At 46.1% G+C, this 26,772-nt stretch carries 26 protein-coding genes and 1 pseudogene; 17 read left to right on the forward strand and 10 right to left on the reverse strand.

Going from position 1 to position 26,772, the window contains the following annotated elements; genetic code table 11:
* Together NDI33_RS14930 and NDI33_RS14935 are read left to right on the forward strand one after the other, a co-directional pair.
* Nucleotides 1-100: pseudogene (locus NDI33_RS14930) on the forward strand (IS982 family transposase); the annotation flags it as partial.
* Between the two features lie 523 nt (nucleotides 101-623).
* On the forward strand, nucleotides 624-1,028 hold the full coding sequence (locus tag NDI33_RS14935) for a fasciclin domain-containing protein (protein WP_190444781.1): 405 nt from the start codon (nucleotides 624-626) through the stop codon (nucleotides 1,026-1,028).
* A gap of 218 nt (nucleotides 1,029-1,246) precedes the next feature.
* Here the strand turns inward: NDI33_RS14935 and NDI33_RS14940 are convergent, their stop codons facing one another.
* From NDI33_RS14940 to NDI33_RS14960, 5 genes are all read right to left on the reverse strand, one after another.
* Nucleotides 1,247-1,699 (reverse strand): HNH endonuclease signature motif containing protein, encoded by a 453-nt coding sequence (locus NDI33_RS14940; RefSeq protein WP_347275852.1) that lies wholly within the window; start codon nucleotides 1,697-1,699, stop codon nucleotides 1,247-1,249.
* Complete coding sequence (locus tag NDI33_RS14945; protein ID WP_190672972.1) at nucleotides 1,645-2,031, reverse strand: hypothetical protein; 387 nt, start codon at nucleotides 2,029-2,031, stop codon at nucleotides 1,645-1,647. The genes NDI33_RS14940 and NDI33_RS14945 overlap by 55 nt, the downstream gene beginning before the upstream one ends.
* A gap of 63 nt (nucleotides 2,032-2,094) precedes the next feature.
* The gene (locus NDI33_RS14950) at nucleotides 2,095-2,235 is read right to left on the reverse strand and encodes a hypothetical protein (RefSeq protein WP_190672975.1); all 141 of its coding nucleotides are present in this window, start codon (nucleotides 2,233-2,235) and stop codon (nucleotides 2,095-2,097) included.
* Between the two features lie 8 nt (nucleotides 2,236-2,243).
* Nucleotides 2,244-2,882, reverse strand: coding sequence for a VTT domain-containing protein (locus NDI33_RS14955; RefSeq protein WP_190672977.1), 639 nt, complete (start codon nucleotides 2,880-2,882; stop codon nucleotides 2,244-2,246).
* 20 nt (nucleotides 2,883-2,902) lie between these two features.
* Nucleotides 2,903-3,082, reverse strand: coding sequence for a hypothetical protein (locus tag NDI33_RS14960; protein ID WP_190672980.1), 180 nt, complete (start codon nucleotides 3,080-3,082; stop codon nucleotides 2,903-2,905).
* A gap of 37 nt (nucleotides 3,083-3,119) precedes the next feature.
* Here NDI33_RS14960 and NDI33_RS14965 point away from each other — a divergent pair, with 37 nt between their 5' ends.
* The 4 genes from NDI33_RS14965 to NDI33_RS14980 all read left to right on the forward strand — a co-directional run bounded on the left by NDI33_RS14965 (nucleotide 3,120) and on the right by NDI33_RS14980 (nucleotide 5,124).
* Nucleotides 3,120-3,560 (forward strand): hypothetical protein, encoded by a 441-nt coding sequence (locus NDI33_RS14965; RefSeq protein ID WP_190672983.1) that lies wholly within the window; start codon nucleotides 3,120-3,122, stop codon nucleotides 3,558-3,560.
* A 197-nt stretch (nucleotides 3,561-3,757) separates the two neighbouring features.
* Nucleotides 3,758-4,201, forward strand: coding sequence for a hypothetical protein (locus NDI33_RS14970; RefSeq protein ID WP_190672986.1), 444 nt, complete (start codon nucleotides 3,758-3,760; stop codon nucleotides 4,199-4,201).
* A gap of 168 nt (nucleotides 4,202-4,369) precedes the next feature.
* Nucleotides 4,370-4,834 (forward strand): XisH family protein, encoded by a 465-nt coding sequence (locus NDI33_RS14975; protein ID WP_190450961.1) that lies wholly within the window; start codon nucleotides 4,370-4,372, stop codon nucleotides 4,832-4,834.
* The gene (locus NDI33_RS14980) at nucleotides 4,801-5,124 is read left to right on the forward strand and encodes a XisI protein (RefSeq protein ID WP_190433059.1); all 324 of its coding nucleotides are present in this window, start codon (nucleotides 4,801-4,803) and stop codon (nucleotides 5,122-5,124) included. The genes NDI33_RS14975 and NDI33_RS14980 overlap by 34 nt, the downstream gene beginning before the upstream one ends.
* A 129-nt stretch (nucleotides 5,125-5,253) precedes the next feature.
* On the opposite strand, the gene NDI33_RS14985 is transcribed toward NDI33_RS14980, so the two are convergent.
* A complete protein-coding gene (locus NDI33_RS14985) occupies nucleotides 5,254-8,652 on the reverse strand; it encodes a leucine-rich repeat domain-containing protein (RefSeq protein WP_190672989.1) in 3,399 nt (1,132 codons plus the stop codon).
* 223 nt (nucleotides 8,653-8,875) lie between these two features.
* Between NDI33_RS14985 and NDI33_RS14990 the strand changes: the two genes are divergently transcribed.
* Nucleotides 8,876-9,472 (forward strand): Uma2 family endonuclease, encoded by a 597-nt coding sequence (locus NDI33_RS14990; RefSeq protein WP_190672992.1) that lies wholly within the window; start codon nucleotides 8,876-8,878, stop codon nucleotides 9,470-9,472.
* 114 nt (nucleotides 9,473-9,586) lie between these two features.
* On the opposite strand, the gene nudC is transcribed toward NDI33_RS14990, so the two are convergent.
* Nucleotides 9,587-10,405 (reverse strand): NAD(+) diphosphatase, encoded by an 819-nt coding sequence (gene nudC, locus NDI33_RS14995; protein WP_190672995.1) that lies wholly within the window; start codon nucleotides 10,403-10,405, stop codon nucleotides 9,587-9,589.
* A gap of 339 nt (nucleotides 10,406-10,744) precedes the next feature.
* Complete coding sequence (leuA, locus tag NDI33_RS15000) at nucleotides 10,745-12,445, reverse strand: 2-isopropylmalate synthase (RefSeq protein ID WP_190672998.1); 1,701 nt, start codon at nucleotides 12,443-12,445, stop codon at nucleotides 10,745-10,747.
* A gap of 567 nt (nucleotides 12,446-13,012) precedes the next feature.
* On the opposite strand from leuA, the gene NDI33_RS15005 reads away from it, so the two are divergent.
* Nucleotides 13,013-15,397, forward strand: a complete 2,385-nt coding sequence (locus NDI33_RS15005) for an MASE1 domain-containing protein (RefSeq protein WP_242033020.1) — start codon at nucleotides 13,013-13,015, stop codon at nucleotides 15,395-15,397.
* 57 nt (nucleotides 15,398-15,454) lie between these two features.
* Nucleotides 15,455-16,771 carry a response regulator gene (locus tag NDI33_RS15010; protein WP_190673004.1) on the forward strand — a complete coding sequence of 439 codons (1,317 nt, stop codon included), beginning with the start codon at nucleotides 15,455-15,457 and terminating at the stop codon, nucleotides 16,769-16,771.
* A 281-nt stretch (nucleotides 16,772-17,052) separates the two neighbouring features.
* Here the strand turns inward: NDI33_RS15010 and NDI33_RS15015 are convergent, their stop codons facing one another.
* Entirely contained in the window at nucleotides 17,053-18,231 is a 1,179-nt protein-coding gene (locus NDI33_RS15015) for an MFS transporter (protein WP_190673007.1), read from the reverse strand.
* A 430-nt stretch (nucleotides 18,232-18,661) separates the two neighbouring features.
* Between NDI33_RS15015 and NDI33_RS15020 the strand changes: the two genes are divergently transcribed.
* The 5 genes from NDI33_RS15020 (at nucleotide 18,662) to NDI33_RS15040 (ending at nucleotide 22,811) form a co-directional block, all read left to right on the forward strand.
* On the forward strand, nucleotides 18,662-21,145 hold the full coding sequence (locus NDI33_RS15020) for a BsuBI/PstI family type II restriction endonuclease (protein WP_190673010.1): 2,484 nt from the start codon (nucleotides 18,662-18,664) through the stop codon (nucleotides 21,143-21,145).
* Nucleotides 21,146-21,260: 115 nt separating this feature from the next.
* Entirely contained in the window at nucleotides 21,261-21,605 is a 345-nt protein-coding gene (locus NDI33_RS15025; protein ID WP_190412492.1) for a metalloregulator ArsR/SmtB family transcription factor, read from the forward strand.
* Complete coding sequence (locus NDI33_RS15030; protein WP_199302297.1) at nucleotides 21,595-22,116, forward strand: SRPBCC domain-containing protein; 522 nt, start codon at nucleotides 21,595-21,597, stop codon at nucleotides 22,114-22,116. Before NDI33_RS15025 ends, NDI33_RS15030 begins: the two co-directional genes overlap by 11 nt.
* A 121-nt stretch (nucleotides 22,117-22,237) precedes the next feature.
* Nucleotides 22,238-22,645, forward strand: a complete 408-nt coding sequence (locus tag NDI33_RS15035; protein WP_190453974.1) for a VOC family protein — start codon at nucleotides 22,238-22,240, stop codon at nucleotides 22,643-22,645.
* A 16-nt stretch (nucleotides 22,646-22,661) separates the two neighbouring features.
* Entirely contained in the window at nucleotides 22,662-22,811 is a 150-nt protein-coding gene (locus NDI33_RS15040; RefSeq protein WP_190673014.1) for a hypothetical protein, read from the forward strand.
* Between the two features lie 67 nt (nucleotides 22,812-22,878).
* Here NDI33_RS15040 and NDI33_RS15045 read toward each other — a convergent pair whose 3' ends face one another.
* Nucleotides 22,879-23,496 (reverse strand): TetR/AcrR family transcriptional regulator, encoded by a 618-nt coding sequence (locus NDI33_RS15045; protein ID WP_190412490.1) that lies wholly within the window; start codon nucleotides 23,494-23,496, stop codon nucleotides 22,879-22,881.
* Between the two features lie 166 nt (nucleotides 23,497-23,662).
* On the opposite strand from NDI33_RS15045, the gene NDI33_RS15050 reads away from it, so the two are divergent.
* Genes NDI33_RS15050 through NDI33_RS15060 form a run of 3 tightly spaced genes read left to right on the forward strand, consistent with a single transcriptional unit; the run spans nucleotide 23,663 to nucleotide 26,748 of the window.
* Complete coding sequence (locus NDI33_RS15050) at nucleotides 23,663-24,859, forward strand: ABC exporter membrane fusion protein (RefSeq protein WP_190673017.1); 1,197 nt, start codon at nucleotides 23,663-23,665, stop codon at nucleotides 24,857-24,859.
* Nucleotides 24,856-26,028 (forward strand): ABC transporter permease DevC, encoded by a 1,173-nt coding sequence (gene devC, locus NDI33_RS15055; protein WP_190673020.1) that lies wholly within the window; start codon nucleotides 24,856-24,858, stop codon nucleotides 26,026-26,028. The genes NDI33_RS15050 and devC overlap by 4 nt, the downstream gene beginning before the upstream one ends.
* 12 nt (nucleotides 26,029-26,040) lie before the next feature.
* Nucleotides 26,041-26,748, forward strand: a complete 708-nt coding sequence (locus NDI33_RS15060; RefSeq protein ID WP_190528269.1) for a DevA family ABC transporter ATP-binding protein — start codon at nucleotides 26,041-26,043, stop codon at nucleotides 26,746-26,748.
* Nucleotides 26,749-26,772 lie beyond the last annotated feature (24 nt).

The raw sequence follows: 26,772 nt of genomic DNA on the forward strand, positions 1-26,772 counted from the left end.
TCCTGTCAACTTTGCCGTCAATTTGATAGCCGGCTTAATTGCCTACTGCCACCAGCCCAAGAAGCCCTCCCTGATCAACGATGCTGCCTTGCCTGCTTAACCCGAACTCACGTTAACTAGGCTTTATTTAAGAAGAGTGCGATCGCGCTTAGCAGCTTTTGGGATCTCTTGAGACAGTCCCTGGGCTTTGCCCAATCGCACTTACCGTTACAAAACAGAAAATCTGCTTTCGCTGAAACGCTGCTTTAGGTCTCCATTGCTCCGCATTTGCCAAATTCAGCTAAGCAGGTTAATCTACAAGATTAGGATAAAACTACATGAATTTATATTAAAAATATGAGAAACTGGTGCGTCGGCTGTGTTTGCAGCAATGTATGCTATTCCAGTAATTATTGTTATAAAAACGCTCAGTAATCTTCTTAAATAAAGTTGAAGTTTATCCTATAACTTTTGCATAAACTCAACTTAACCTAAATCAAATCTATGACTTTGTTAGTATAAACGATATCTAGTATTTGTGTGGCTTTCGACTCAACAAATTGGGGATATGCCTAAAGGTACAGACAATTTATTAAAATAAACTTTATAGTTGTTAACAAGAGACAAAAAACTAGGTAAAAAACTTGGCTAATATCGTTGATACCGCCGTTCAGGCTGGTTCATTTAACACCCTAGTTGCTGCCGTCAAAGCTGCTGGTTTGGTTGATACACTACAAGGCGCTGGTCCCTTCACTGTGTTTGCGCCTACTGATGAAGCTTTCGCTAAACTTCCCGCAGGTACAGTAGATTCTTTGCTTCAAGATATTCCGAAGCTTAAGCAAATCCTGACCTATCATGTCGTTTCCGGCAAAGTGATGGCAGCTGACGTAGTTAAGCTGAAGTCAGCTACTACAGTTCAGGGTTCAGACGTGAAAATTGATGCTTCCAATGGTGGCGTCAAAGTGAATGATGCAACAGTTGCAACAGCGGATGTTGCTGCTGATAATGGTGTCATCCACGTCATTGACACAGTATTGCTTCCTGCGTAAGTAACGCAAGAAATAGTGAATACTCTGTGTGGGGCAGCGATTATTTATAATCGCTGCCCCACAACTATTTAAATGTGTTTTCCCTATGGGAAAGTTGCGAGTACATTTCTCAAGCGATCTTACAGTTAATATGCGATCGCGTTGCCCTGACTTGTCAATTCGCATAGCTTACTATAAGCTAGTCGTTCAGCTTATCACCCATGACGATATAGGTAGTGTTAAGGAAATAAACTTAGACGAATCCATAGCTGCTGCGCCGTTACTTGTGCTTGACTATTTATCTCTAAACACGCAATCGTTACTCTTCCAATAGGCGTTTTTCCCACAAGCGTTCCAGAATCGCTGTCTACTTGGAAATGGTCGTTCCATTGGTCTTGTCTTGGATTAAACAGACGAACTTCCGTACCGGATTCAGGATCGATTCCACTGATGCGAGTTCCTTTCCGAAGATTGCAGGAGCGACAAGCGAGAGCTAAATTGAATTCAGCATCAGCGCCGCCTCGGTAAAGAGGGACAATATGTTCGACTTCAAACGGGAAGTTGAAAACTAGCTCTGGAGCATAACAATATTCACATCGATGAGCAGCGTGATCAGCGACTAGAGTATAGAAAGGGTTTATTGACTCAGTTGTTGCACCAAAGCTGCTGTTCGGGCTGTGGCTGCTTTTAATTCAGCTTCAACAAGTTTATCTAGCTCTGCTTGTTGTTCTGGAGGTAGCACCTGTCCTTCATCGCGTGCTGTTCGCCACAAACTCATCAACTCTGATAAACGCTGTTGCTCCCCAGCACTAAAAAACCAGTCAGGACGAAAACTCTGGATAAGCAGTAACGTACCCGATTCGCTACCTTCTAACTGAGCAGTTAACGCATCGAGCGCTTCACCTGCGGTTTTACCTGTTGATTGCTTATCACCTGCGTTCGCGTAGCGTGCGCCAAGCGCAATCGCTCGATAAAGCCTCTCGCCATTGGCATCAGATACTGGCAAGATAGCGACTGTAGTCATGTCTTTACCTGAGAGCCTTTTGTCCAATTATAGTTGGAGCAAGATTACCGCAACTGCCTAAACTCAAACTATAACGACAGGCGATCGCGCTTCTACGTGCAGCCAAAATTTAGCAAAGATGCGATAGCGAAGCGCTGAGTTGTCAGTTCGCGCAAGTTTGTTCGAGGATGCGATCGCGTTTGTCACATCGCCGCCATTCAGCACCTAGCCGATTATTGCTTCGACTGGCGTTGGACAATAGCGGTGACGATGCCGATGCCAAATGCTCCGAGGATCGCAAAGCCTAAGAGTAACTGACTGCCTTCAAAGATTCCAGCGCCAGCAGCGACCCAAAGCGGTTTGGCAATCAGAATGCTGACGCCGAGAGCTAAGAAATAGCTTTGCCAACGCATTGTGGTCATTCCGGCAGCATAAGCGACAAAATCAAACAGTCCGGTCATCAAAAGACCCGTCATCAGGAAAAAGTTGCCTTCTAAATGTTGTTGAGCGAGGCGATCGACTTTTTCCATAAATTGCTGACCGACAAATCGCTCTACTAAACCCCGTCCGTAACGACGAGCAATATAGAAATTGAACGTACACGAGGCTAAATCTGCCAACGCAACCACTAGCAATCCTTGAGCGAACCCAAACAGACCTCCTGCTAAAATCGCGTAAGCAGTACCTGGAAGCACTGGCACGATGATACTGGTAAAGCGCAGCCCAAACACGATCGCGGGTGCCCAGATGCCAAACTGCTCCACCTGTTCTCGAACTTGCTCAATCCCATATTTGTTGAGCAGCCAGATTGCTAAAGTAATGAGAACTCCAATCGCAAACCAGCGCAGAATTTTTATCCAGTTGTATTTCATGCGGCTCAACTACTCGAAACCTATTTGGTATGGTTGCATGAAATTGATGGCACCGTGATGGAGCGATCGCGTTGCGCTGACAAGTCAGTTCGCGCAAGTTTATTTGTAGGTTGCGATCGCAAGTGCGGGTGATGAATGCGATCCCTGTTGAAGGGAACTGAGAAGTCGTGCTGAGTGTCATACAGGTTAAAGCATGGCACGCTCCAATCTTTTTTCTTTTATTAATAGAAACCGACCATGAAGACTCTGCTACTCGCCAGTGTATTCGCTTCTTTTTTGGCGTCTAATCCCTTGAATGTGTCCTCAACGAACACGCCTTCTCAAGCAGACTGGTTTCGTTTCATTGCTCAACCACGTACCTCAGGGCAAGCGTTAGAACGTCCTTTGGTGAGTGCAAAAGGTGGCGCGGGAAGTATTGTAATTCGTGCAGACCTATCTGCATCAGATCCTTGCCAGAAGCTCAGCGGTGCGGCGGAACGCAAAGGAAAGAAAGTAACAGTGCGCGTTACCATCCGTCAACCTGAGGGTGGATGTATCGCCACAATCGGCAATTTTCGCTATGAAGCTACTCTTAACAAGCTTACCCCTGGCAAGTACCAGGTTGAAGTAATCCACGAATATGTGAATAATGGTTGGCCAAGTGGAACAGTATTCAAGCGTAAGGTGAGCGTAAGATAAGACAGGAAATCTTCTACCAAGAGCGATCGCGTTGCGCTGACTTGTTAGTTCGCGCAAGTTTGTTTGAGGTTGCGATCGCAAGTGCGGGTGATGAATGCGATCGCTGTTGAAGGGAACTGAGAAGTCGTGCTGAGTGTCATACAGGTTAAAGCATGGCACGCTCCAATCTTTTTTCCTTTTATTAATAGCAACCGACCATGAAGACTCTGCTACTCGCCAGTGTATTCGCTTCTTTTTTGGCGTCCAATCCCTTGAATGTGTCCTCAACGAACACGCCTTCTCAAGCAGACTGGTTTCGGTTCATCGTTCAACCGGGTACGCCTGGACAAGTGTTAGAACGTCCTTTGGTGAGTGCAAGAGGTGGCGCGGGAAATATTACGGTTCGTACAGACCTATCCGCATCAACTCCTTGCCAGAAGCTCAGCGGTGCAGCGGAACGCAAAGGTAAGAAAGTAACAGTGCGCGTTACCATCCGTCCACGTGAGACTGGTGGATGTATCCTCATGGTCGGCAATTTCCGCTATGAAGCGAATCTTAACAAGCTTACCCCTGGCAAGTACCAAGTTGAAGTAATCCACGAATACCCGAATAGTGGTTGGTTAAGTGAGACGGTATTCAAGCGTCAGGTGAGCGTAAGATAAGACAGGAAATCTTCTACCAAGAGCGATCGCGCAAGTTTGTGCGAGGATGCGATCGCACTGATTTCTGCTTGCAACTAAAATTTAGCAAGGATGCGATCGCGTTGCGCTGACAAGTCAGTTCGCATAGCGTACTATAGGCTAGTCATGCGGCTTATGACCGATTAAGTCATGCCTCAACGAGATGCGATCCATAACATCATCAGGCAAGCTCTCATCAAGGAGGGTTGGGAAATCACGGACGATCCCTATGTCATATCCTATGGTGAGCGATTTCTCTTTATCGACTTAGCAGCAAGATTAGATGCCGTCAGCGGTATTGCAGGGCGATTTATTGGTGCCAGACGCGGCAGCAGTCGAATCGCCGTTGAAATTAAGGAGTTTCGAGGCAATTCGGCAATTGCTGATTTGGAGCAAGCGATTGGTCAATATGTTCTTTATCGACTTCTACTTGAACAGGTCGATCCAGATCGTGAATTGTATCTCGCTATTGCAGACACAACCTTCGACGGGATTTTCAGCGAACCGATTGGTGAGTTGGTGAGGCGTGAGTTACCGATGAAATTGCTTATTGTAGATGTAGCGGCGCAAGAGGTGAAGCAATGGATACCACCACTCAAGAACGGGACATTGTAAAGCAAGTAATTCAACGATACGCCCAGTTCAAGCCTTCTCACGGTGATATTCGTCTCGACACGGTATTTGACGACACGCAAAACCGCTATGCGCTGATGCAAGTGGGTTGGGATAGAGGACGAAGAGTTAGGGGAAATTTGATTTATGTGACTCTGCGTGAGGGTAAGGTTTGGGTGGAGTATGACGGGATGGAACAGGGAATCACCAAAGACTTAATCGCCGCAGGCATTCCAAGAGAGCGAATTGTTCTAGCATTTCTCCCTGAAGAGCAAACCGCTGCAACTGCTTAAACTTAGGCTAGATAATAGGTGATCGCGCTTCTACGTGCAGCGAAAACTTAGCAAAGATGCGATCGCACTGCTTCAAAACTTGAGTTAGAAATGCAATACATTAAAGCCCATATCCCTCCAAAGCGCTAGTTAATTAGAGTCGTCTGTCCAAATCTCTAGATTTGTTAGTTCTTTAAGAGGGCTGATATCTAGTACCTGGGTTCTTATCAAAGATAATCTTTGTAACTGAGTCAGCGCAGTTAGAGGAGTGATATTTTGTACCTGAGTTCCGCTCAAATCCAATGTTTGTAACTGAGTCAGCGCAGTTAGAGGAGTGATATCTTGTACCTGAGTTCCGCTCAAATCCAATGCTTGTAACTGAGTCAGCGCAGTTAGAGGAGTGATATCTTGTACCTGAGTTCCGCTCAAATCCAATGTTTGTAACTGAGTCAGCGCAGTTAGAGGAGTGATATCTTGTACCTGAGTTCCGCTCAAATCCAATGTTTGTAACTGAGTCAGCGCAGTTAGAGGAGTGATATCTTGTACCTGAGTTCCGCTCAAATCCAATGTTTGTAACTGAGTCAGCGCAGTTAGAGGAGTGATATCTTGTACCTGAGTTCCGCTCAGATACAATGCTTGTAATTGAGTCAGGCCAGTCAGAGGGGTGATATCTTGTACCTGGGTTCCGCTCAAATCCAATGTTTGTAACTGAGTCAGGCCAGTCAGAGGGGTGATATCTTGTATCTGGGTTTCTCTCAACTCCAATGTTTGTAACTGAGCCAGTACAGTCAGAGGAGTGATATCTTGTACTTGGGTTTCGCTTAAAAACAATGTTTGTAACTGAGTCAGCGCAGTTAGAGGAGTGATATCTTTTAACTGGGTTTCGCTCAAAAACAATGTTTGTAACTGAGTCAGCGCAGTTAGAGGAGTGATATCTTTTACCTGGGTTCCGCTCAGATACAATGCTTGTAACTGAGTCAGCGCAGTCAGAGGAGTGATATCTTGTACCTGGGTTCCGCTCAAAAACAATGTTTGTAACTGAGTCAGCGCAGTTAGAGGAGTGATATCTTGTACCTGGGTTCCGCTCAAAAACAATGTTTGTAACTGAGTCAGCGCAGTCAGAGGAGTGATATCTTTTACCTGGATTCCGCTCAAAAACAATGTTTTTAGAAGTGATAGAACATCACGAACGTAGGCATCACGGTCAAAGTAGTCCCAGCCTCTTCCCAATACGTGACTGAGCCGAGATGCGCCCTCCTGTGAATTAAACTTTGCCTCTGCATAGGGTACTAGCTTTTGCATAGCAGTACTGCTCCCGATGCGGGTCAGTGCTGCAATACAATTGCAGGCTTCTTCAGCAGAAAATTGCGGCTTGTACTCTAGCAAAGGAACAATCGCATCCCCTGCTCTGGCAACCATTGCAACCTCATCCTCATCTTTTGGCGGCAACAGTACCTTTGCATTGTCCAGTACCTCCTGCCGGATATTAGCATCGACTTCTACAACAGTTTCTAGGCAGGCAACGGCTAGCAGATGCAGATAGTGTTTTTTGTCTGGGTCTGTATTGCCTTTCTCAATTAATGCTTTAAGCAATTTCTCTTTCTCTTTAGCACGACCCAGCCCCGCCGCCGCGATAATGGCTTCACGCCACTGGTCATCCGTCGCCCGCTGCAATAGCAAATCAAGACTATCGTCTTCCAGTGCTGCCTTCGCTGCCAGATACTCTTGAAAGGTGCGATGAGCAAAATCAATTTGTCCCATTACGGGTTCTCGTAACAGCCCCGATCGATCGACAAACAGAGACCGGATTTGCTCTCCGGTCACGGCTTGCGGCAGACTCATCAGTTTCAAACGGCGATCAAAATGAGCATCCACTCGGTCTATTTCAATATCAGAGCGATTGTTTTCCATTAACCAGAAGGCAAGGCTTTGAATAAATGCCATCTTCTGGTCTTCATTCAACCCAGTTGGGTAAGTTTCATCCAAGGGAATTTTGCGTCCCTCATCCCGACGGTTCAACAGCATATCAATACACTCTCGATAGAGCTGAAGCCTTGAACTGGGAAGGGCTTCAAGTCGTTCGCGATGCAACGCGCAAATCATCGCACACAGAAGCGGAGTAGATGCCAGCCGCCTCAATTCCGCACGCTGGCGCAACTGACGCTTCAAATTGTCAGCAATTTGCATTGGATCGTCTTGCTGAGTGTTAGATGAACTGTTACTGTTAAGCGCACGATGCCAACGACTCACAAACTCTTCAACATTTGTGGAACTCATCGGTTCCAGCGTAAGATTCTTAAAATTTTCATTCTTGACCCAATCTTCCCATTCCTCACCCTGTAAACTCTTTAGACCAGAAGGACGAGAGGTCACGATATACGTTGCATCAGAAAAATCTCTTACCAAATCTTGGAGAGCTTCAAAAAAAGCTTGCCGTTGCTGGCTGGGCAACTCATCCACACCGTCAATTAAAACTAATGCGTGTCCGCGATCGAGATATTTATGTGCCCAGCCTTGGGGCATGGTTGCTGCAAAATTACGAGCAATCAGTTTAGGGAACTCTTCCGGTGTGGGAAACCCTTCGTCAACCAAACTTCGCAGCCGAATGAAAAAAGGAATCTTGTAATTCCAATGTTGCAACTTTTCAGGGAAATTTCGACTGGCGGCACGTACCGCAAGCCACTGAAGCAACGTACTTTTTCCCGCACCCGCACCTCCCCGGATCACCAGCCTGCGACAATTGCAAATCACCTCATCAACTCGGCGCGATCGATTTACTGCTTCCCGTCCCACCCCTATATCATCAATCAACGTCACAGGGGAACAGTCTGGTTCATCGTCTCCACTCACAGATAGCGTAATGTATGCCATGCTAAGACTCTGCTTATGCGTCAACTTGTCCAGGCGCGGCAGCCCAAACACCTCAAGGCGATCGAGTTCACTGATAACCGTTTTGCAATAACGCTCCACAAACTCGTCTGCGGCTTGTAACGCTTGTTCCCGCTGAGTTTTCAAATCATTCAAAACCTCGTCAAGCCGCTGTAGAGTTGTGGCAGCAACGCTGAGCGAGAATTCTTCTAACTTAGGTGCAGCTTCAATCAAACTTTGGCTTGCGACTAAGAGGGCTTGCTCATACAAAGCTTTCTCATCCCAAGAAAAATCTCGACTTATTTTGGGATTTGCTTTCAGCAGATGTTGATAAAGCTGCTGTGCATCCAAATTCATTCCTACAAGTGCATCAGGCGATAAACCCCCTTTGAATAGGGTTTCAGCAACTCCCAGCAAAACTGCCTCTCGACTATTTGCTGCCAGATTCTTCGCTTCTTGCTCAAACAGAGGACGTATCTGGGTTCCGAGTTCACCTGCTATCTGCCCTATCTTCTGTTCCAACTTGCGCCTATTTCCCGAATCAGGAATTCCATTGGCGGCAGCATCAAACCCTTGCTCTAATACTTTCTTTGTCAAAGTTGAGTCAATACCAGCGGCATCTAGAAGTGTTTTTGCCACAGCAGGAACCAAAATTTTCAGTGCAACAAGGGAAAAAGACATAAGATTGCTGTCCACTCCATAAAAAACCAACCTTGCTTTCCTCTATCAAAATAGCAACTGCCTCAGCAAGCGATCGCACACTCTGGATGTGGAGAATGAACAGTGAGAGCGATCGCTCAAGATTGAAACTGGGACAATAACCAAACATTCAGTTTGTCATAATTTATTTACCGACTTAGCCAAAAGGCTTATCCCAATAGTGTAATTTTCAAACTTAGAAACAATGATTATGCAAGCTGAAGATAAAAAAGTTTACACACCCGAAGAATACCTTGAGTTTGAGGTTAACTCAGAAGAACGGCATGAATATATCAATGGTGAAATTGCCCTAATGACTGGCGGAACCCCCAATCACAATCAAATTGCGCTTAACCTGAGTGGTGCGTTGAATTTTGCACTCAAGCGTCAACCTTATCGAGTATTCGTCACCGACCAACGACTCTGGATTCCTAGAAAACGTATCTATACTTATCCAGATGTCATGGTAGTTCAGGGTGAATTGCAATTACAAGAAGGACGGCGAGACACCATTACTAACCCGTTAATGATTGCTGAAGTGTTGTCAGCGTCCACTAGAAGCTATGACAAAGACGCAAAATTTACCGCTTATCGTACTATTCCCAGTTTTCAAGAATATATCTTAATTGACCAATACACGATGCACATTGAGCAATACTTCAAAACTGAGCAAAAACGCTGGACATTTACTGAGTATGACGATGCTAATGAAATAGTATCTCTAAATTCCCCTTCATTCCAAATAACGCTTGCAGATATATATGACAAGGTTGAGTTTGAGTCAGGAGAAGTAAGCACCTGAAGATATTATTGTTGAACTTATTTCAATGTCTTGATTTTTGCCAATAGCGATCGCACGCTCTGGATGTAGAGAATGAACAGTGCGATCGCTTCTTTTATTACAGACTCGAATCGCTTAATCCGTAGAAACAAACCAGTCGAGAAGTTTTCGAGCGATGCTTAGTTTAGGAGGAATTAACGGTAGGTTGTCTTTACTAAACCAAGCAGCATCCTCCAATTCTTGCGGGTCGATGATAATGTCGCCACTGGCATAGATGGCGGTGAATCCAATCATCAGCGAGTTGGGAAAAGGCCAAGGTTGCGAACCAAAATAACGAATATCCTTGACTTCTATACCAACTTCCTCTCGGACTTCGCGCACGATTGTTTCTTCAAGTGATTCTCCCGGTTCGACAAATCCAGCAATCAAACCGTACATTCCGGCTGGAAACCGAGAAGCGCGAGCTAACAATATCTCTTCACCACGGGAGATGAGTACAATCACCGCAGGCGAGAGGCGAGGATAATTGACTAATCCACACTTAGGACAACGCTTGGCACGTTCGTTGGGTAATTGGGTTTTGGGAGCCGCACACTGTCCGCAATACTGATGGGTGCGATCCCATTCCATAACCTGAATCGCACGACTGCTGAGCGCATACAAGTCTTCGTCTAAGGTGCCGTACAATTCGCGCAGTCCTTGCAAAGTCATGCCATCGGCTATCACCGCATCTTTCGGCAGTTCCGCCGAGTAACATGGTCTATCGTCCAGGGTGCCGAGAAATTGCGATCGCACGGGCACCAAGCCAATCTCTGCCAAACTGATGAGGGTAGGAATTGTGCTGAGTGTCCCTTCCCGTCGAACCAACAGCTGATTCCCGACAAAGGTGAACCACCACGCAGGTTCAGATTGTACTGGAGGTGGAGCAATGCCAGGGATGAAAGTTCGATACATATCCGAGTAGAGTGCGATCGCGTAGCGTGCCGTAGGAATTCGCCTTCATCGTATCATTGCGATCGCATACAGCATCATACAAAAAGCCGCCCGATCGGGGCGGGACTTTCTACCCAGTTTTCAATAATGCGATGTCTAATTCGTAGTCGTGCGGGGCAAGTTTTAGCCAAGAAACGCTAAAAAGCCCCAGGGCGTCTTTCCGTGTTTCGACTCCAAGGGCTTTTCGCTATAACTTTCACTCCTCACACTTACATCATGTTGCTAAAGACATAATTTTGCTATACACCTTCTGACATATATTGAAGTGGATCGGCGATCGCTCTTACTCAAAAATCAGGCTTAAACCGACTCAAAGCTTTGTAATACCTGGATTTGAGTTTCTGAATCAAATTGCTGCCAAGCACGGTTAACCGCACCCAGAACAGCGAGTAACGATGCCGTGACAATATTGGAGTGGATGCCAACGCCGTAGAAAGAACCAGGGAAGCGATCGCCAGCCACCTCAACATAAGCGATCGCAGACGCATTGCTACCCTGGCTGAGTGAGTGTTCGTCGTAACGATCGATGCGAATGCCCAGATTTAGTGCCTTCAGAAATGCATCAATAGGGCCGTTGCCTTTTCCGGTTAGAGCGATGCGTTTCCCGTTCATGTCTAGCGATACTGCGATCGCTTGTTCATCGCCGTCTGTTTCCGACAAGTCGTGAGAGAGGTACTTAAACGGCGATACTGCCTGCAAATACTCTTGCTCGAATAGTTGCCACAGATCCGTTGCAGACATTTCCTGCCCGGAAGCATCCATTGCCCTTTGCACCACTTGGCTAAACTCGATTTGCAACCTCCGAGGCAATACAAGGCTGTAATCCCGTTCCAGCAAGAAGGTAATGCCACCCTTACCCGATTGGCTATTCACCCGAATCACCGATTCGTAGCTGCGTCCCACATCGGTTGGATCGAGTGGCAGATACGGAACTTCCCAAAGTGCATCCGATTCCTGTACCGCCAAGCCTTTCTTGATCGCATCTTGGTGGGAACCAGAGAACGCAGTAAAGACCAAATCCCCAACATACGGATGGCGGGGGTGAATTGGCAATTGCGTGCAATCTTCCACCGTTCTCGCCACCATATTGATATCAGAAAAATCCAAACCGGGATGGATACCTTGGGTGTAAAGGTTCAGCGCCAGCGTCACCAGATCGACATTTCCAGTGCGTTCGCCATTGCCAAACAGACAGCCTTCAACTCGATCCGCACCTGCCATCTGCGCCAGTTCTGCTGCTGCAACGCCGCACCCGCGATCGTTATGGGGATGTACGCACAAAATTACGCTATCTCGTCGCGCCAAGTTACGATGCATCCACTCGACTTGATCGGCGAATATATTAGGCGTTGCAACTTCAACAGTTGCAGGCAAATTGATAATTGCCTTGTGCTGGGGTGTGGGTTGCCAAACATCCAGAACTGCATCGCAAATATCTTTAGCAAAATCCAGTTCAGTCGCCGTAAAGGTTTCTGGAGAGTATTGGAAATACCAATCAGTTTCCGGTTGCGCTGCGGCAAGTTCGTTCATCAATTGCGCTGCGGATGTTGCCATCTCGATAGTACCCGCGCGATCGAGATTAAAGACAGTGCGGCGGAAGACTGGAGAGGTGGCATTGTAAAGATGCACGATCGCTCGTTTTGCACCTTGCAATGCTTCAAAGGTACGACGAATTAGATGTTCGCGGGCAGGGGTTAAAACCTGAATTGTGACGTTATCGGGTATTAATTGCTGCTCGATCAGGCGGCGGACGAAATCAAAGTCAGTTTGTGAAGCGGAGGGAAATGCAACTTCGATTTCTTGAAACCCAATTTCGACTAAAAGCTTAAACAGACGTAACTTGCGTTCAACGTGCATCGGCTCGATTAGTGCCTGATTGCCATCGCGCAAATCGGTACTCAGCCAGATGGGAGGATGGGTAATGGTTTTCGAGGACCAAGTGCGGTCTGGTAAGTTAATTGGCGCAAATGAACGATATTTGGTTCCGGGATGCTTCAACACGATCGATATTTCCTATATTTTTGGTGTTTGTGAGATGCTGTGGCGATCGCAATCGAGTTAAACAAGGAGTTGCCAGGTTGCGACGCAGACCAATCCTGACAACCCACCAACAGTCGCAGTAACATCTCAAGTGCTGTATGAAGTCGCATAAAAATCTCCAAAAAATTGGTGAATGAATGACAATGCCGCACTTGCCCGCGTAGGCAAGGAGATTTAGGCTTGAAAGGGAAAAACTTGGTTTAAGTGGTAAAAAATTATTTGCGCCCAAGGCGCAGCAGCAGCCCTAGCCCTAGTAGTTGGCTAGTGGAGTGGTGTAGAGATTGCTGCCGTGGAAGCATGAGATCGAGACAATAAACTATGGATATATTAGCCCTAGACCTTACAGGGGTCAATATTCAGATGGACATACTTTGGTAACATAACGCCAATCAACTTGCGATCGCACGGGCACCAACTCAATCTCACCCGCTGTTAACTTCAAATTCAATTTGGGAACTATAAGGGTAGCAGCCTTCCTAGAAGTTTGCTGCTTTTATGCTCTGTGCGCGGAGACAGGAAATGCAGCCGATGGCGATAACGCAGAAATTCCCAATTAAACTCGATCGCACTTTTTTGATAGCAGCGCTGGTAATTCCGATTGTTCACCTCTATTTAGGATACGTAGGATTATCCACGACCTTTGTAAATGGTGCCTCCGTATTTTGGCCTTCACTCGGTGTCTTTTTGGCAGCGATGCTGCTACTAGGCTATCGCGTCTGGCCTATTTTATTTGTGAGTGATTTCATTGTTAGTCATATTCTTTTTTTCCCAAACAATCTTTTAATCAGTCTGATTATTCCCGCTGTCAACCTGATTACTCCATTCAGCGGGACTTTTTTAATTAATCGTTATATCAAACGCCACAATTTTTTAGAGCGATCGCAAGATGTTTTTAAATTTATCATCCTGACTATCCCCACCCCCCTGATTAGTTCCCTCTTGGCTGCCGTCACGCTTTGCACCAGTGGGATTGCGCCCTGGACAGCATTTGCAGAAGTGTGTCGAACCTGGTTGGCATCAGACACCACGGGAATTTTGGTTGTCACACCTCTATTACTAGCATGGTTGCAAAAATCTGAACGTTTCAAAAAATTTGACCAGCAACAAATTCTCGAATTTGTATTTGTATTGGTCTGGGTAATCGCGCTCGATCATATTGCCTTTTCGGGAGGATACCCAATCGAATACATGGTAATTCCCCCCCTGATTTGGGCGGCATTTCGGTTTGAAGCGCGGGTATCAACGCTACTCGTGCTAATTGTGTCAGCGATCGCAGTTTTTGGAACCGTTCGCGGCTTCGGCTCGTTCGCCAAACAAGCCACTCCCAACGAATCGCTGATCCTGCTGCAATCGTTTATTTGTGTCATTGCTATCACCACATTTGTCATCTCTGCGGTGACGAATGAAAACCGCAAGGCAGAAAGAAAACTTCGGCAAGCGAATGATGAATTAGAGCAAAGAGTTGAAGAACGGACGACTGAACTCAATGAGGCGAAGAATTCTGCCGAAGTTGCCAACCAAGCTAAAAGTGAATTTCTTGCCAACATGAGCCACGAACTACGCACCCCCCTCAACGGTGTCCTGGGATATGCTCAAGTTCTTTCTGCTGCCCCCAATCTTACCGAACAGCAACAACACGGCATCGACATTATCTATAATTGCGGCTCTCATTTGTTAACGCTGATCGAAGACGTACTCGATCTCTCCAAAATCGAAGCGCGTAAGATGGAACTGCATTTGAGCGATTTACATCTACCTGGCTTTCTGCAAGGAGTCGAGGAAATTTGCCGCATCCGCGCCGAGCAAAAAGGCATTGAGTTCATTTATCAGCCACCCGATAATTTGCCCACAGCGATCGCAACTGACGAGAAACGCTTGCGACAAGTGCTGCTGAACCTCTTGGGCAATGCGATTAAATTCACCGACGCCGGTAGCGTGACATTCCGAGTGGAGGTGACTGAAAATCCGCAGCAACTAGCGTTCGCGAAGCTTCGCTTTGCGGTTGAAGACACGGGTATTGGGATGTTACCCGAACAACTAGAGCAAATTTTCCTCCCCTTTGAGCAGGTTGGCGATATTAAGCGACAAGCGGAGGGGACTGGATTGGGACTTGCGATCGCCAAAAAAATTGTCGAACTCATGGGAGGGGACATCTACGTTAAGAGCTTACCGAAGGTCGGTAGTACATTTGAGTTTGAGATCGAGTGTGCTTTCTCGACGAACTCAATAGTAAGCAACATTTCCAGGGGGCGAATTTCTGGTTATTCGGGCGATCGCAAAAGCATTTTGATTGTGGACGATCGATGGGAAAATCGCTCGGTCATGGTTAACTTGCTGCAACCGTTGGGATTCACCGTCATTGAAGCCAGCAACGGACGGGAGGGGTTGGAAAAGGCGCATCAAGTTCAACCAGATTTAATCATTACTGACCTGATCATGCCTACCCTGAATGGTTGGGATTTGCTCGTGCTGCTGCGCCAGTCAGAAACGTTGAAAGATTTGCCAGTCCTTGTGTCATCGGCAAGCGTGTATGATGCCGATCGCCGTAAAAGCCTTGCAGCAGGCGGCAACGATTTTCTGGCTAAACCCGTGCAAGTCGAGGAACTATATCGACTCTTGGCAAAACATCTGCACCTGGACTGGATCTATGCCGATGCAAAACCTGTTGAACGTGCGATCGCAACGCCCTTCGCAAACGCAACCCCAACCGAACTCTCTGTGCCACCCCTATCTGAACTGTCGAGCCTACTGGAATATGCCAAGCGAGGACAAATCAAAGGCATCCAACAAGAACTGGAACGACTTGCCCAACTAGATGAAAGTTATCAGCCGTTTGCCAACAAATTAAGTTTGTTAGTGAAAGAATTTAATATTCACAAAATTCGCAAATTTCTTCAAGAAACTGTGGGTTAATTGCCCCGTATTTCAATTCATAAATAAACCAAAAGTCAACAAAGGAGCAATTATAAAATGTCATTTAATTCCGATCGCGAAATCATTTTAGTAGTTGATGATAATCCAACTAATCTAGAATTATTATATAACGCTTTGGGTTCATCTGGCTATGAAGTTTTGGTAGAAATGGATGGTTTTAGCGGAATTGAGCAAGCTAAGAACTATCCACCAGACTTGATTTTGCTAGATGTCCAGATGCCAGGAATTGATGGGTTTGAAACCTGCCGTAAATTGCAGCTCAATCCAGCTACAAAAAACATTCCAGTAATTTTCATGACGGCGCTGACAGATACCACAGACAAAGTGAAAGGATTACACTTAGGAGCAGTAGATTATATTACAAAACCCTTCCGTCATGAAGAAGCACTTGCTCGGATTCAAACCCATTTAAAAATTCGTCGTTTGAGCTTAGAACTCGAACAACAAAAGCAAGAACTTGAGGAAATTGTTCAAAAACGCACAGCCGAATTAACCGGCACGCTACAAGAACTAAAAAAAACGCAATTGCAGTTCATTCAAAATGAAAAATTGTCTACAATTGGTCAGTTAGTTTCTGGTATCGCTCATGAGATTAATAATCCAGTTGGTTGTATTTCTGGCAATTTAGAGCAAGCGACTCTTGCTGTTAAAGATGCGGTTGACTATATACGTCTTTATCAAGCTAAATTTCCAAATCCTGGCATAGAAATTGAACAAAAAGCTGAAGAGATTGATATTGAATACCTTCTAGGAGATTTACCAAAAATGTTCTTGTCTATGCAGACGGGAATCGAGCGAATTCGTAACATTAGTACATCCCTTAGAACATTCTCCCGTGCTGATGTAGATTACAAGGTATCAGTTGACATCCATGAGGGACTTGAGAGTACCTTGATGATTCTGCAACATCGTTTGAAAGCTCAGAATTATCGTCCAGCAATTCAAATCATTAAAAATTACGGTGGAATTCCTAAAGTTGAGTGTTATTTAGGACAACTCAATCAGGTATTTATGAATATTTTGGCAAATGCAATCGACGCAGTGGAAGAAGCGAACCTGGGTCACACCTATGAAGCGATTAAAGAAAACCCCAACCATATTATTGTTCAAACCGAAATGAAGAACGAACATCAGGTTGCAATCCGAATCGCAGATAATGGGATGGGAATGACGAAAGATATCAAGCAACGCATCTTTGACCATCTATTTACAACTAAACCTGTTGGTAAAGGAACAGGTTTAGGATTAACGATTGCTCATCAAATTATTGTTGAAAAGCACGGAGGAACGCTCGAAGTCAATTCTGAATGGGGACGAGGCACAGAGTTTGTGATAACGCTTCCGATTGTGTAATCTAGTCTCTAAAACTAAATTAGATGAATCAATCCCTCAATCAGCTCTGGTTTTGACTGTGAAATTATTAGTGAAACTGCTGCTGTTAAGGTGGCAATAATTTTGAGAGAAGCTTGTAGTTCTTAGATAGCGATCGCCTGGTCAACGAGCGTGTTAACCAGTTGAGCTGTGGGTAACGGGAACATCCCCTAAATTGCAAATACACGCCCGTTGATACAATCCTATTCCTTACCAGTGGCAAGAGTGCGAAATGGATGCAACGCCTGCCAGTGGTAAAGGATTTAAAAAAGCGCAATTAGTAAGGCAATGGGTGCTGCAAGTAACATCCACATCGTCGGTTGCAAACCATACTGTTGAGCAACCAAACCCAGTGCAAACGGAGCTAAACCACCCACCAAACCTGCCAGGTTGTTGAGCGTCATGACGGTTCCGGTCTGCCCCGGCATCGCCGTGTACAATTGCCCCTGGAGAATAGAGTACCATCCCGAATTAAGGAGGCCCAGAAAGCAAAGAATGACCAGCTTGAGATTGATATTGGGTACAAGCAAAAAAGCTGGATAAAGACACAAAACAAGGATAGCGCTAACCTTCAAATAAGCAAGTCCTTGCACTCGTTCGAGTAAGGGAATCAGGAGAAAATCTCCCAATAAGCCAAACCCCAACCAGGCTGTGAGAGCGAAACTCGCTTGTGTGTTGTTTACACCCACGACATCAACGAAATACAGTGCTAAAAAGCCACTCAAAACATCCAGCATTAAATCGGAAAATTGCAACAACGTTAACCAACGCAACACGTTACCTCGTTTTAAGCTTTGGATAGCATAACGGATGCCATCTTTGAAGCTGTGCGTGGGTTGATCAATATCAGAGGATGCCGTTGGAGTTGCGATTGGATACTGCCACAACATTCCGACAAGTAATCCCGTCAATACCGCCAATAGTAAAAACACACTCCGCCAACTTTGATGGAATGCGATCGCACCCGCTAAAGCCAAAGGCCCAAGGACATTGCCGACAGAACCCGCTAATGCCCACCGTGCCATGTTTTGTTCGTGGCGCGTTGGTTCCATGTCCATCAGCGTCGCCTGGGAAAGACTGACAAAGGCACCAGATGCAGGATAAAACACCACAAAGGCTGCTAATAACCAGGAAAAGTTATCGCTAAGGGAGATGAGGAGTAATGCGATCGCAAAACCAACGCCTCCTCCCAAAATTAATTGCCGTCGCTGACCGATATCTGCCCAAATTCCCAAAATTGGCTCTATCAGGCTGCTGATTGTATTGGGTATCGTCAGCAACAGCCCCACTTGCACATAGGAAAGATGCAGGTCATTGCGAATCAATGGATACGCAGCACCCCGGACTCCATCCACAAGTTCGTCTAATAATTCAATCACCAGGAAGATCATCGTTAATAAAATGACAGTCCTGGTCGTTTTGTTTTTACCATTCAATGACATCGTGAAATTCTCCCGTCCTCAAAATTTGAACACCAGCGCAACATCTTCACGGCGTTGGTGATTGGAGGGGGAATCCACGAACAAACTCTCCGCCTTAGTTGTAAGGCGAATCGCTGGTTGGATTGAGTTCTAGAAGCTTACCAAGGAGGAAAAATCATACAAGCGAAGGGCAAAGAAATGACTTGCAAATAGGTCTGTAACCCATTGTAGGCATATTAGAAGAGATTGTCTTTCTTACGAGTTGAAACTCTATAGATTCAAAAGTTGGCAGCAAAATATGTCTGTTATGAAGACGGTTGGGATGTTATACAAACAATATCTACATAACATCCCAATTTAAAAAGTTAGACAGGAGCTGCCGAATCACGAGTTAGGTGTACTACAAGACAAATATATGGTATGTCTTCATATCGAACACTAAATTGAGAGCATGACGACGTTCCTTACAGACTCGGCTGACATCGCCAGGATTCATTTCTCTTCAAAGCTAAATTTGAAGCAGCGTAGTGAATTGGGACAGTTTATGACTCCTGCTCCGGTTGCTCGTTTTATGGCGAGACAATTTAGCAGTTTATCCGGTCACGTCAACCTTCTAGATCCCGGAGCCGGAGTTGGGGCATTAACGGCTGCCTTTGTAGAGCGACTATTGGCAAATCCTAACAAGGTTGAGAGCTGTTTCATAACAGCATATGAAGTTGAATCAAATTTTTTATCATCTTTGAAAGAATGCCTCATAAAGTGTTGTGTAGCTTTAGAAAGCAGAGGGATTCAAGCAAATTACTGTTTACATGAAGAAAGCTTTATAAAGTCCTTTACTGAAATAAATTTGCCGCTTTTTAGTAAGTCCTCTATTCGTTTTACTCACGCGATTCTGAATCCACCTTATAAGAAAATTAACAGCCAATCAATAGAAAAGAAAATTCTTTCAAAATTTGGGATTGAAACTGTAAATTTATATAGTGCGTTTGTTTGGCTTACTGTATTACAGCTTGCCGACGACGGAGAGATAGTTGCAATTACGCCTAGAAGTTTCTGTAATGGTGCTTATTATCGTCCTTTCCGTAAAGCTTTTCTTGAAAAAATCGAACTTAAAAAAGTTCATGTTTTTGAGAGCCGCTCGACCGCCTTTTGCGAGGATGGCGTATTGCAAGAAAATATCATTTTTCATGCTTTAAAGTCCGGAGAAAAGCCTAATTATGTAGAAATAAGTAGTAGTTCTGGAACCAATGCAAATGATTTTTTAGAATTACGAGTCATTCCTTATAACCAAGTTGTTGAAACAAATGACTCGGAAAGCTTTATTCATATTGTCACAAACCCTCTTGAAGATGCTTTGAAAGTCCAAATGGATAAATTTCCATCCACTTTGGATGAAATTGGGTTAGAAGTTTCAACAGGCCCAGTTGTTGATTTTCGTCTCAAATCAGCTTTGAGAAATTACTTGGATGAGCAAAGTGTTCCACTACTTTACCCAGAAGCTATGAAAGCAGGGAAAGTTTTATTTCCACCCAACAATCCTCGCAAGTCGCTCGCAATTGAACAAAACCAAGAAACAGGAAAATGGTTAGTTCAATCGGGTTGGTACGTTTTAACAAAGCGGTTTTCTGCTAAGGAGGAAAAGCGTCGTATTGTTGCTGCTGTGTGTCCTCCAGTAGATGCGCCAACACTAGGCATAGAGAATCATCTTAATTACTACCATGCTAAAGGTAAGGGGATGAATCCCGACCTTGCACGAGGATTATCTGCATTTCTCAATTCAACTTTCTTTGACAGTTACTTCCGACAGTTCAGTGGACACACACAAGTCAACGCAACGGATTTGCGTAAAATTAAATACCCTGGCAAAGATGATCTAATGCGACTTGGAAAACAAATAAGTGATTCTCACTTTGATCAAGAGCAACTTGATACGGTTGTACACAAAACTCTGTCAATTATGAGCGAAGCAATAAATGCAGTTCAGGCTGGCAAACGCATTGAGGAAGCACTTGCAATTCTCAAAGATATTTCTGCTCCCAGAGAGCAGCAGAACGAACGATCAGCACTTTGCTTACTTGCATTAGCAGACATTCGGCCTGAAACATCTTGGAATCAAGCGACAACACCAAGACGCGGAATTACAGAAATGATGGATTGGTTTCGTGATTATTACGGAAAACAATACGCACCCAATACACGCGAAACAGTTCGACGGCAGACAATGCACCAGTTTGTGCAGATGGGGATAGTTGTTGAGAATCCTGATCGACCTGATCGACCAATTAACAGCCCCAAATGGTGTTATCAACTTCATCAACAAGCATTGTCACTTCTTAAAGCCTATGGCTCTGAGCAATGGGAAGAAGCCCGTCGAAATTATGCTGTTTCAGTCACAAATCTATTGCAGTCTAGGAAGCGAAATATCCCGACGATTCCCGTAAGTTTGCCTAATGGTCAAGCCATTCAGCTATCATCAGGTGGGCAAAATATATTGATAAAAGATATTTTGGAAAGCTTCTGTCCCAGATTTACACCTGGAGGTTTAGTTCTGTATGTTGGCGATGCCGGAAATAAGTTCATCATCAATGAAACTCAGAAATTCCGAGAAATAGGGATTGAATTAGATCCTCACGGTAAAATGCCAGACATTGTAGTTTACTATGAGCGGCAAGATTGGCTTGTATTGATAGAAGCTGTGATTAGTCATGGTCCAGTCAACTTGAAACGTCACAATGAATTAAAGCGGCTCTTTCAGTCGAGTCGGAAGGGATTAGTTTTTGTTACGGCTTTCCCAAGCCGTAAGGAAATGACTCGGTATCTTGCTGAGATTTCTTGGGAAACAGAAGTTTGGGTAGCAGATCAACCCGATCACATGATTCATTTCAACGGGGAGAGATTTCTTGGGCCCTATGAAGATCCAAGGAATTGTTCTTAAATATCTCAGACAGTACACGTAACACGACGCAGCAAGCGATCGCTTAAATCAGCACTTGACATTCTTGGACAGTTTATTTAATCTTATAGTTAATTAACTAGATGGTTAAATACAAGTGTCTTCCGATCAACTGAGCGTCACCTTTGCCGCCCTTGCCGATCCTACCCGGCGTGCAATCCTAGCTCACCTAGCCAAGGGTGAGGCATCGGTCACGGAGTTAGCAGAACCCTTTGAGATGAGCCTTCCTGCCATCTCCAAGCATCTCAAGGTGCTGGAGCGTGCGGGACTGATCGCGCGGGGTCGAGAGGCTCAATGGCGACCCTGCCAGATCAAAGCGGAGCCACTCAAGGACGCAATGGATTGGATCGAGCAATATCGCCAATTTTGGGAAGAGAGACTTGATCGGCTGGATGATTACCTGCACGAGTTACAAACCCAGGAGAAACAAGATGGGCAATAAAAATGATTCCATTGATGCTCAAAGCGAGGGTCTACGACCGACCTCCGGTCAACGCGAGATCGTCATCACCCGCGTCTTCAACGCACCCCGTGAACTCGTATTCAAGGCGTGGACTGACCCGAAACACGTAGCGCAGTGGTGGGGGCCGAAAGGCTTCACGACCAAGGTGACTGAGCTGGATCTGCGTCCAGGCGGTAAATCGCGCTACGTCATGATTGGCCCAGACGGTACGGAGTACCCGGTTAAAGGTGTCTTCCGCGAAGTCGTGCCTCTTGAACGGATTGTTACCACTGATGAATTTGATGAAGGCTTTGAAAAGGTCGTGAACGCTGATCTGCCAAAGGGAATCGTGATGACGGTGCTTTTCGAGGATTTGGACGGCAAGACCAAGCTCACACTCCGCATTGTGCATGAGTCTGCCGAAGACCGCCGGAAGCATGAGGAAATGGGGGTTATTGGTGGGTGGAACTCCAGCTTTGACTGCCTTGATGAGTTCTTGGCGACGGCTTGAGTCTCCCTTGCCACGCATGAGACAGTCAACTGGTGGTCTTTTGTGAAACGGCTCAAGCGGAACATTAGTATCGTCTTGCCGATACTTCCATATATTCAATGAACTCTCAAAAGGAGAAAACATGGCTACTAAAATTTTCGTGAATCTGCCTGTAAAAGACCTCAATCAGTCTGTCGAGTTTTTTACAAAACTTGGCTTCAGTTTTAACGCCCAATTTACTGATGAAACGGCGACTTGCATGATCGTCAGCGATGACATCTTCGTGATGCTATTGACTCACGACAAGTTTAAGACGTTTACTCCGAAAGAAATTTGTGATGCAACCAAAAGCACAGAAGTGCTGGTTTGCTTATCTTCTGATAGCCGAGAACAAGTCGATGAAATGGTTCGCAAGGCAGTCGCCGCTGGTGGGTCAACTTACAATGAACCACAAGATCACGGTTTTATGTACGCACATGGGTTTCAAGATTTAGATAGCCACATTTGGGAACTTGTCTACATGGAACCTAGTGCAATCAATCAAGGTTAAAAATGGAATTAGAGGAATGCCATTCAAGGGTCTATCGTTGTGGTGGTCAAAGGAATTTCGGGTTGAACAATCGCCAATGCGGATTGCAACGATTGGAAGCAGTTTTCCATTTGGTAAATTTGTGGCGATCGCATATCTAGATATTTGCCCACAACTCAATCGGTAGTCCCCGAACTGTCATCAACTGTTCGGGGTGACAAGGATGTGCAAACCGTTGCTAATATCAACTCCGCTCAAGCTTCGGATTCCTTGAGAAGATTCATTAAGCTATCGATCAGGCGATCGCTCTCCATCGGCAGAATATCCTGACCGTGAAGCATTTTCTGTACCATCATGAAATGAACTAATGCACCTAAAAAAATACGTGCGGTTGCTTCGGGATCGGCAATCTTTAAGTTTGGACTCGATGCCAGATACTGGCTCAATGTTTCAACGCCCGGTTTTACCAACGTGCGAACAAAGATTTGCGCCAGTTCGGGAAAGCGTCCAGACTCGCCAATAATTAGCCGCAACAGGGCAATTTCTTCACCATCGCAAATGATCTCATTCAGTGCCTTCGTTAATAGCTGCCGCAGCACCACGAAAGCATCTCCTTCCGACGGCAGAAAACGTTGGATGATGGAAAACTTTCTTTGAGCAAACCGTTGGACGAGGGCAGTGAACAGTCCTTCTTTATCTTGAAAGTAGGTGTAAACCGTTGGTTTGGATACGCCAGCCGTCTTCGCCACCCGATCCATGCTAGTCGCGGCATAGCCATGCACCAGAAACTCTTGCATTGCGCCTGTCAATATCTGTTCGGCTTTCTCTGCTAACCCATCCTGCTTCGGTTCCGTCATCTTCGTCCGTCTCATTCATTCCTGATCTGATTGTCACAGTCATTCTAGGGGTATTCGCTTTGAGGAGTTCTAGAGAATTTTCAGGACTCCCTTGACGTTATTGTACTAAACCGTTTAGTTTAGTTGTATGAAAACTAAACCGTTTAGTTTAGTCCCTTCCTAGAACTGGGGAATCTGACAGATGATGCAAGAAGTGGCAGCAGGTAATCCATCCTCTAAACGTCTTTCTCGACCACTGACTCTGCTGGCGATCGCTGCAACCTTGGCAACAGGTGGAGTGATGGCATATACCGTTTGGGCGGGGCGTATCCAGCAATCCAGTACGACCCCATCCACAGCGATCAGTACGCCCCAAATCAAAACCGTGACGGCGTTGGGACGGCTAGAGCCAGAAGGGGAAGCGATCGCGCTTTCTGCACCCACATCTGCGGAGGGGAATCGAGTGGATCAACTGTTAGTCAAAGAAGGCGATCGCGTTCGCAAGGGACAAGCAATTGCGGTACTCAACAGTCGCGATCGCCTCCAGGCATCTGTGATGCAGGCACAAGAACAGGTGCGAGTTGCCCAAGCCAAACTGGATCAGGTGCGTGCAGGGGCGAAGACGGGCGAAATCCAGGCGCAACGCTCCCAGATAGCCCAACTAGAAGCTGAACGGGTTGGGGACTTGAACGCGCAAGCCGCTACCGTTGCCCGTCTGGAAGCGGAAGTGCAAAATGCACAGGTGGAGTACCAGCGCTACGCATTGCTTTACCAGAACGGAGCGGTTTCGGCATCCCAACGCGATAGTAAGCGACTGACACTGACAACTGCCCAAAAGCAACTGCAAGAAGCGCAAGCCGCCCGCGATCGCACTCGGAATTCTCGCCAACAGCAACTGAATGAAGCCCGCGCCACCTTGGATCGAATTGCAGAGGTGCGCCCAGTAGACGTGCAGGTAGCCCACGCCGATGTTCGGCAAGCCTTAGCAGCCGTTGAGCAAGCCAAGGCAAACTTAGAGCAGGCATCCGTGCGATCGCCTCAAGATGGTCAAATCCTCAAAATCTACACCCGTCCCGGCGAACTAATTAGCAACGACGGAATTGCCGAAATTGGGCGAACTCAGCAGATGTTTGCGATCGCAGAAGTTTATCAGAGTGACATCAAGAACATCCGTCCAGGGCAAACGGCGCGGGTAAGTAGTGACTCCATTGACAGCGAACTCAGCGGGACTGTCGAACAGGTTGGCTACAAAGTGCTGCGCCAAGATATTGTGAACAGCGATCCGTCCGCCAATATTGATGGGCGCATTGTAGAAGTCAAAATCCGTCTGGATGCAGATTCTACTCGCAAGGCTGCCCGACTCACGAATCAGCAAGTTAAGGTGGTCATTGAACTATGATTAGCTTCCAACAACTCCAACGCCGGACACCTTTAGGATGGCTACAACTGAGTCATCAAAAAGGAAAACTGGTCGTAGCTTGTGCGGGTGTTGTGTTTGCAGATGTCTTGATGTTGATGCAGTTGGGGTTTCAGAGTGCGCTATTCAACAGTGCCGTTTTAGTCCACAATAGCGTTCGCGCCGATGTCGTTCTGCTCAGCCCTCAAGCTCGCAATCTATCAAATATGTCGTCCTTCCCGCGACGGCGTTTGTACCAGTCGATGGATATTCCAGGCGTTCAGTCTGCGGAAGCACTCTACGCCAACATGGTGAACTGGAAGCATCCCACCACCCAGCGCGAAACGAGTATGCTGATGTTGGGATTTGACCCTAACAGCTCAGTCTTTGAGCAACCAGACATTAACCAACAATTAAACCAGATTAAGCTGCCTAACACAGTTTTGTTTGACAGCGGTAGCCGTGGAGACTACAAAGCAGCGATCGCGCAACTCGAACAAAACCAGCCACTGAAGACAGAAATTGAGCGGCATAGTATTACCGTTGCTGGCAAAATTCGCATCGGATCTTCCTTTGGTGCAGACGGACACCTGATTACCAGCGACCAAAACTTTCTGCGGTTGTTTCCCCGCAGACAGGCAAGCAGCGTCAGTGTCGGCTTACTGCAACTGCAACCCGGAACCGATGCAGTGCAAACGGTACAAGCTTTGAAAGCACACTTGCCGAATGATGTTCAGGTTCTGACTCGGCAGGAATTTATCGAGTTTGAAAGAAGCTACTGGGCAAAGAATACACCGATTGGATTTATTTTTAACTTGGGCGTGACAATGGGCTTCATTGTTGGCGTCATTATTGTCTACCAAGTTCTCTCAACGGATGTGAACGCACACATGGGAGAATACGCCACTTTCAAGGCAATGGGCTACCGCAATCGCTACCTACTTATGGTGGTGTTTGAAGAAGCCGTTATCTTAGCAATCATCGGCTTTATCCCTAGTATTGCCATTTCCGCAGGACTGTACCGCCTGACTCGTAATGCGACGAATTTGCCTCTGTACATGACTGTGGCGCGAGGGATTTTCGTGCTGATGTTGACGATGGTGATGTGTACCCTTTCTGGAGCGATCGCTACCCGCAAATTGCAATCCGCTGACCCGGCTGATATGTTTTAGGTTTATATTATTATGTCTCTTCAACCTGTCATCTCTATTCACAACCTCGATCACTACTTTGGTCAAGGTCAACTACGCAAACAAGTTTTATTTGACATCAGTTTAGAAATCAATGCTGGCGAGATTATCATCATGACCGGCCCTTCTGGTTCCGGCAAAACCACACTGCTTACTTTAGTTGGTGGACTGCGATCTGCCCAATCGGGTAGTCTCAAGGTGTTAGGACAAGAACTCTGTGGTGCAAATCCGACAGCACTGGTACAAGCGCGACGGCACAATGGTTATATCTTTCAGGCGCACAACTTGCACGGTAGCTTAACGGCACTCCAGAACGTCAAGATGGGCTTAGAGTTGCACAGGGATATTTCTCCACACCAGATGCGCCAGCGCTCAGCCGAAATGCTAGAACAGGTAGGATTGGGAAATCGGATCAATTACTATCCTGCCGATCTGTCGGGTGGACAAAAGCAACGGGTAGCGATCGCCCGCGCCTTGGTAAGCCATCCCAAACTAATTCTTGCTGACGAACCGACTGCTGCTCTCGATAGCAAATCCGGTCGTGAAGTCGTTAGCCTGATGCAAACACTAGCAAAAGAACAAGGTTGCACCATTCTACTGGTGACTCATGACAACCGCATTTTGGATATTGCCGATCGCATTGTTCACATGGAAGATGGACACTTAATAAGTGATACTGCCAAGGTTGCAGCGGTTATTTAGGAACTGCTTTTAAATAGATGACTA

Origin of the sequence: Trichocoleus sp. DQ-A1 (genome assembly GCF_039961955.1) — a bacterium.
GTDB lineage: Bacteria > Cyanobacteriota > Cyanobacteriia > Cyanobacteriales > FACHB-T130 > FACHB-T130.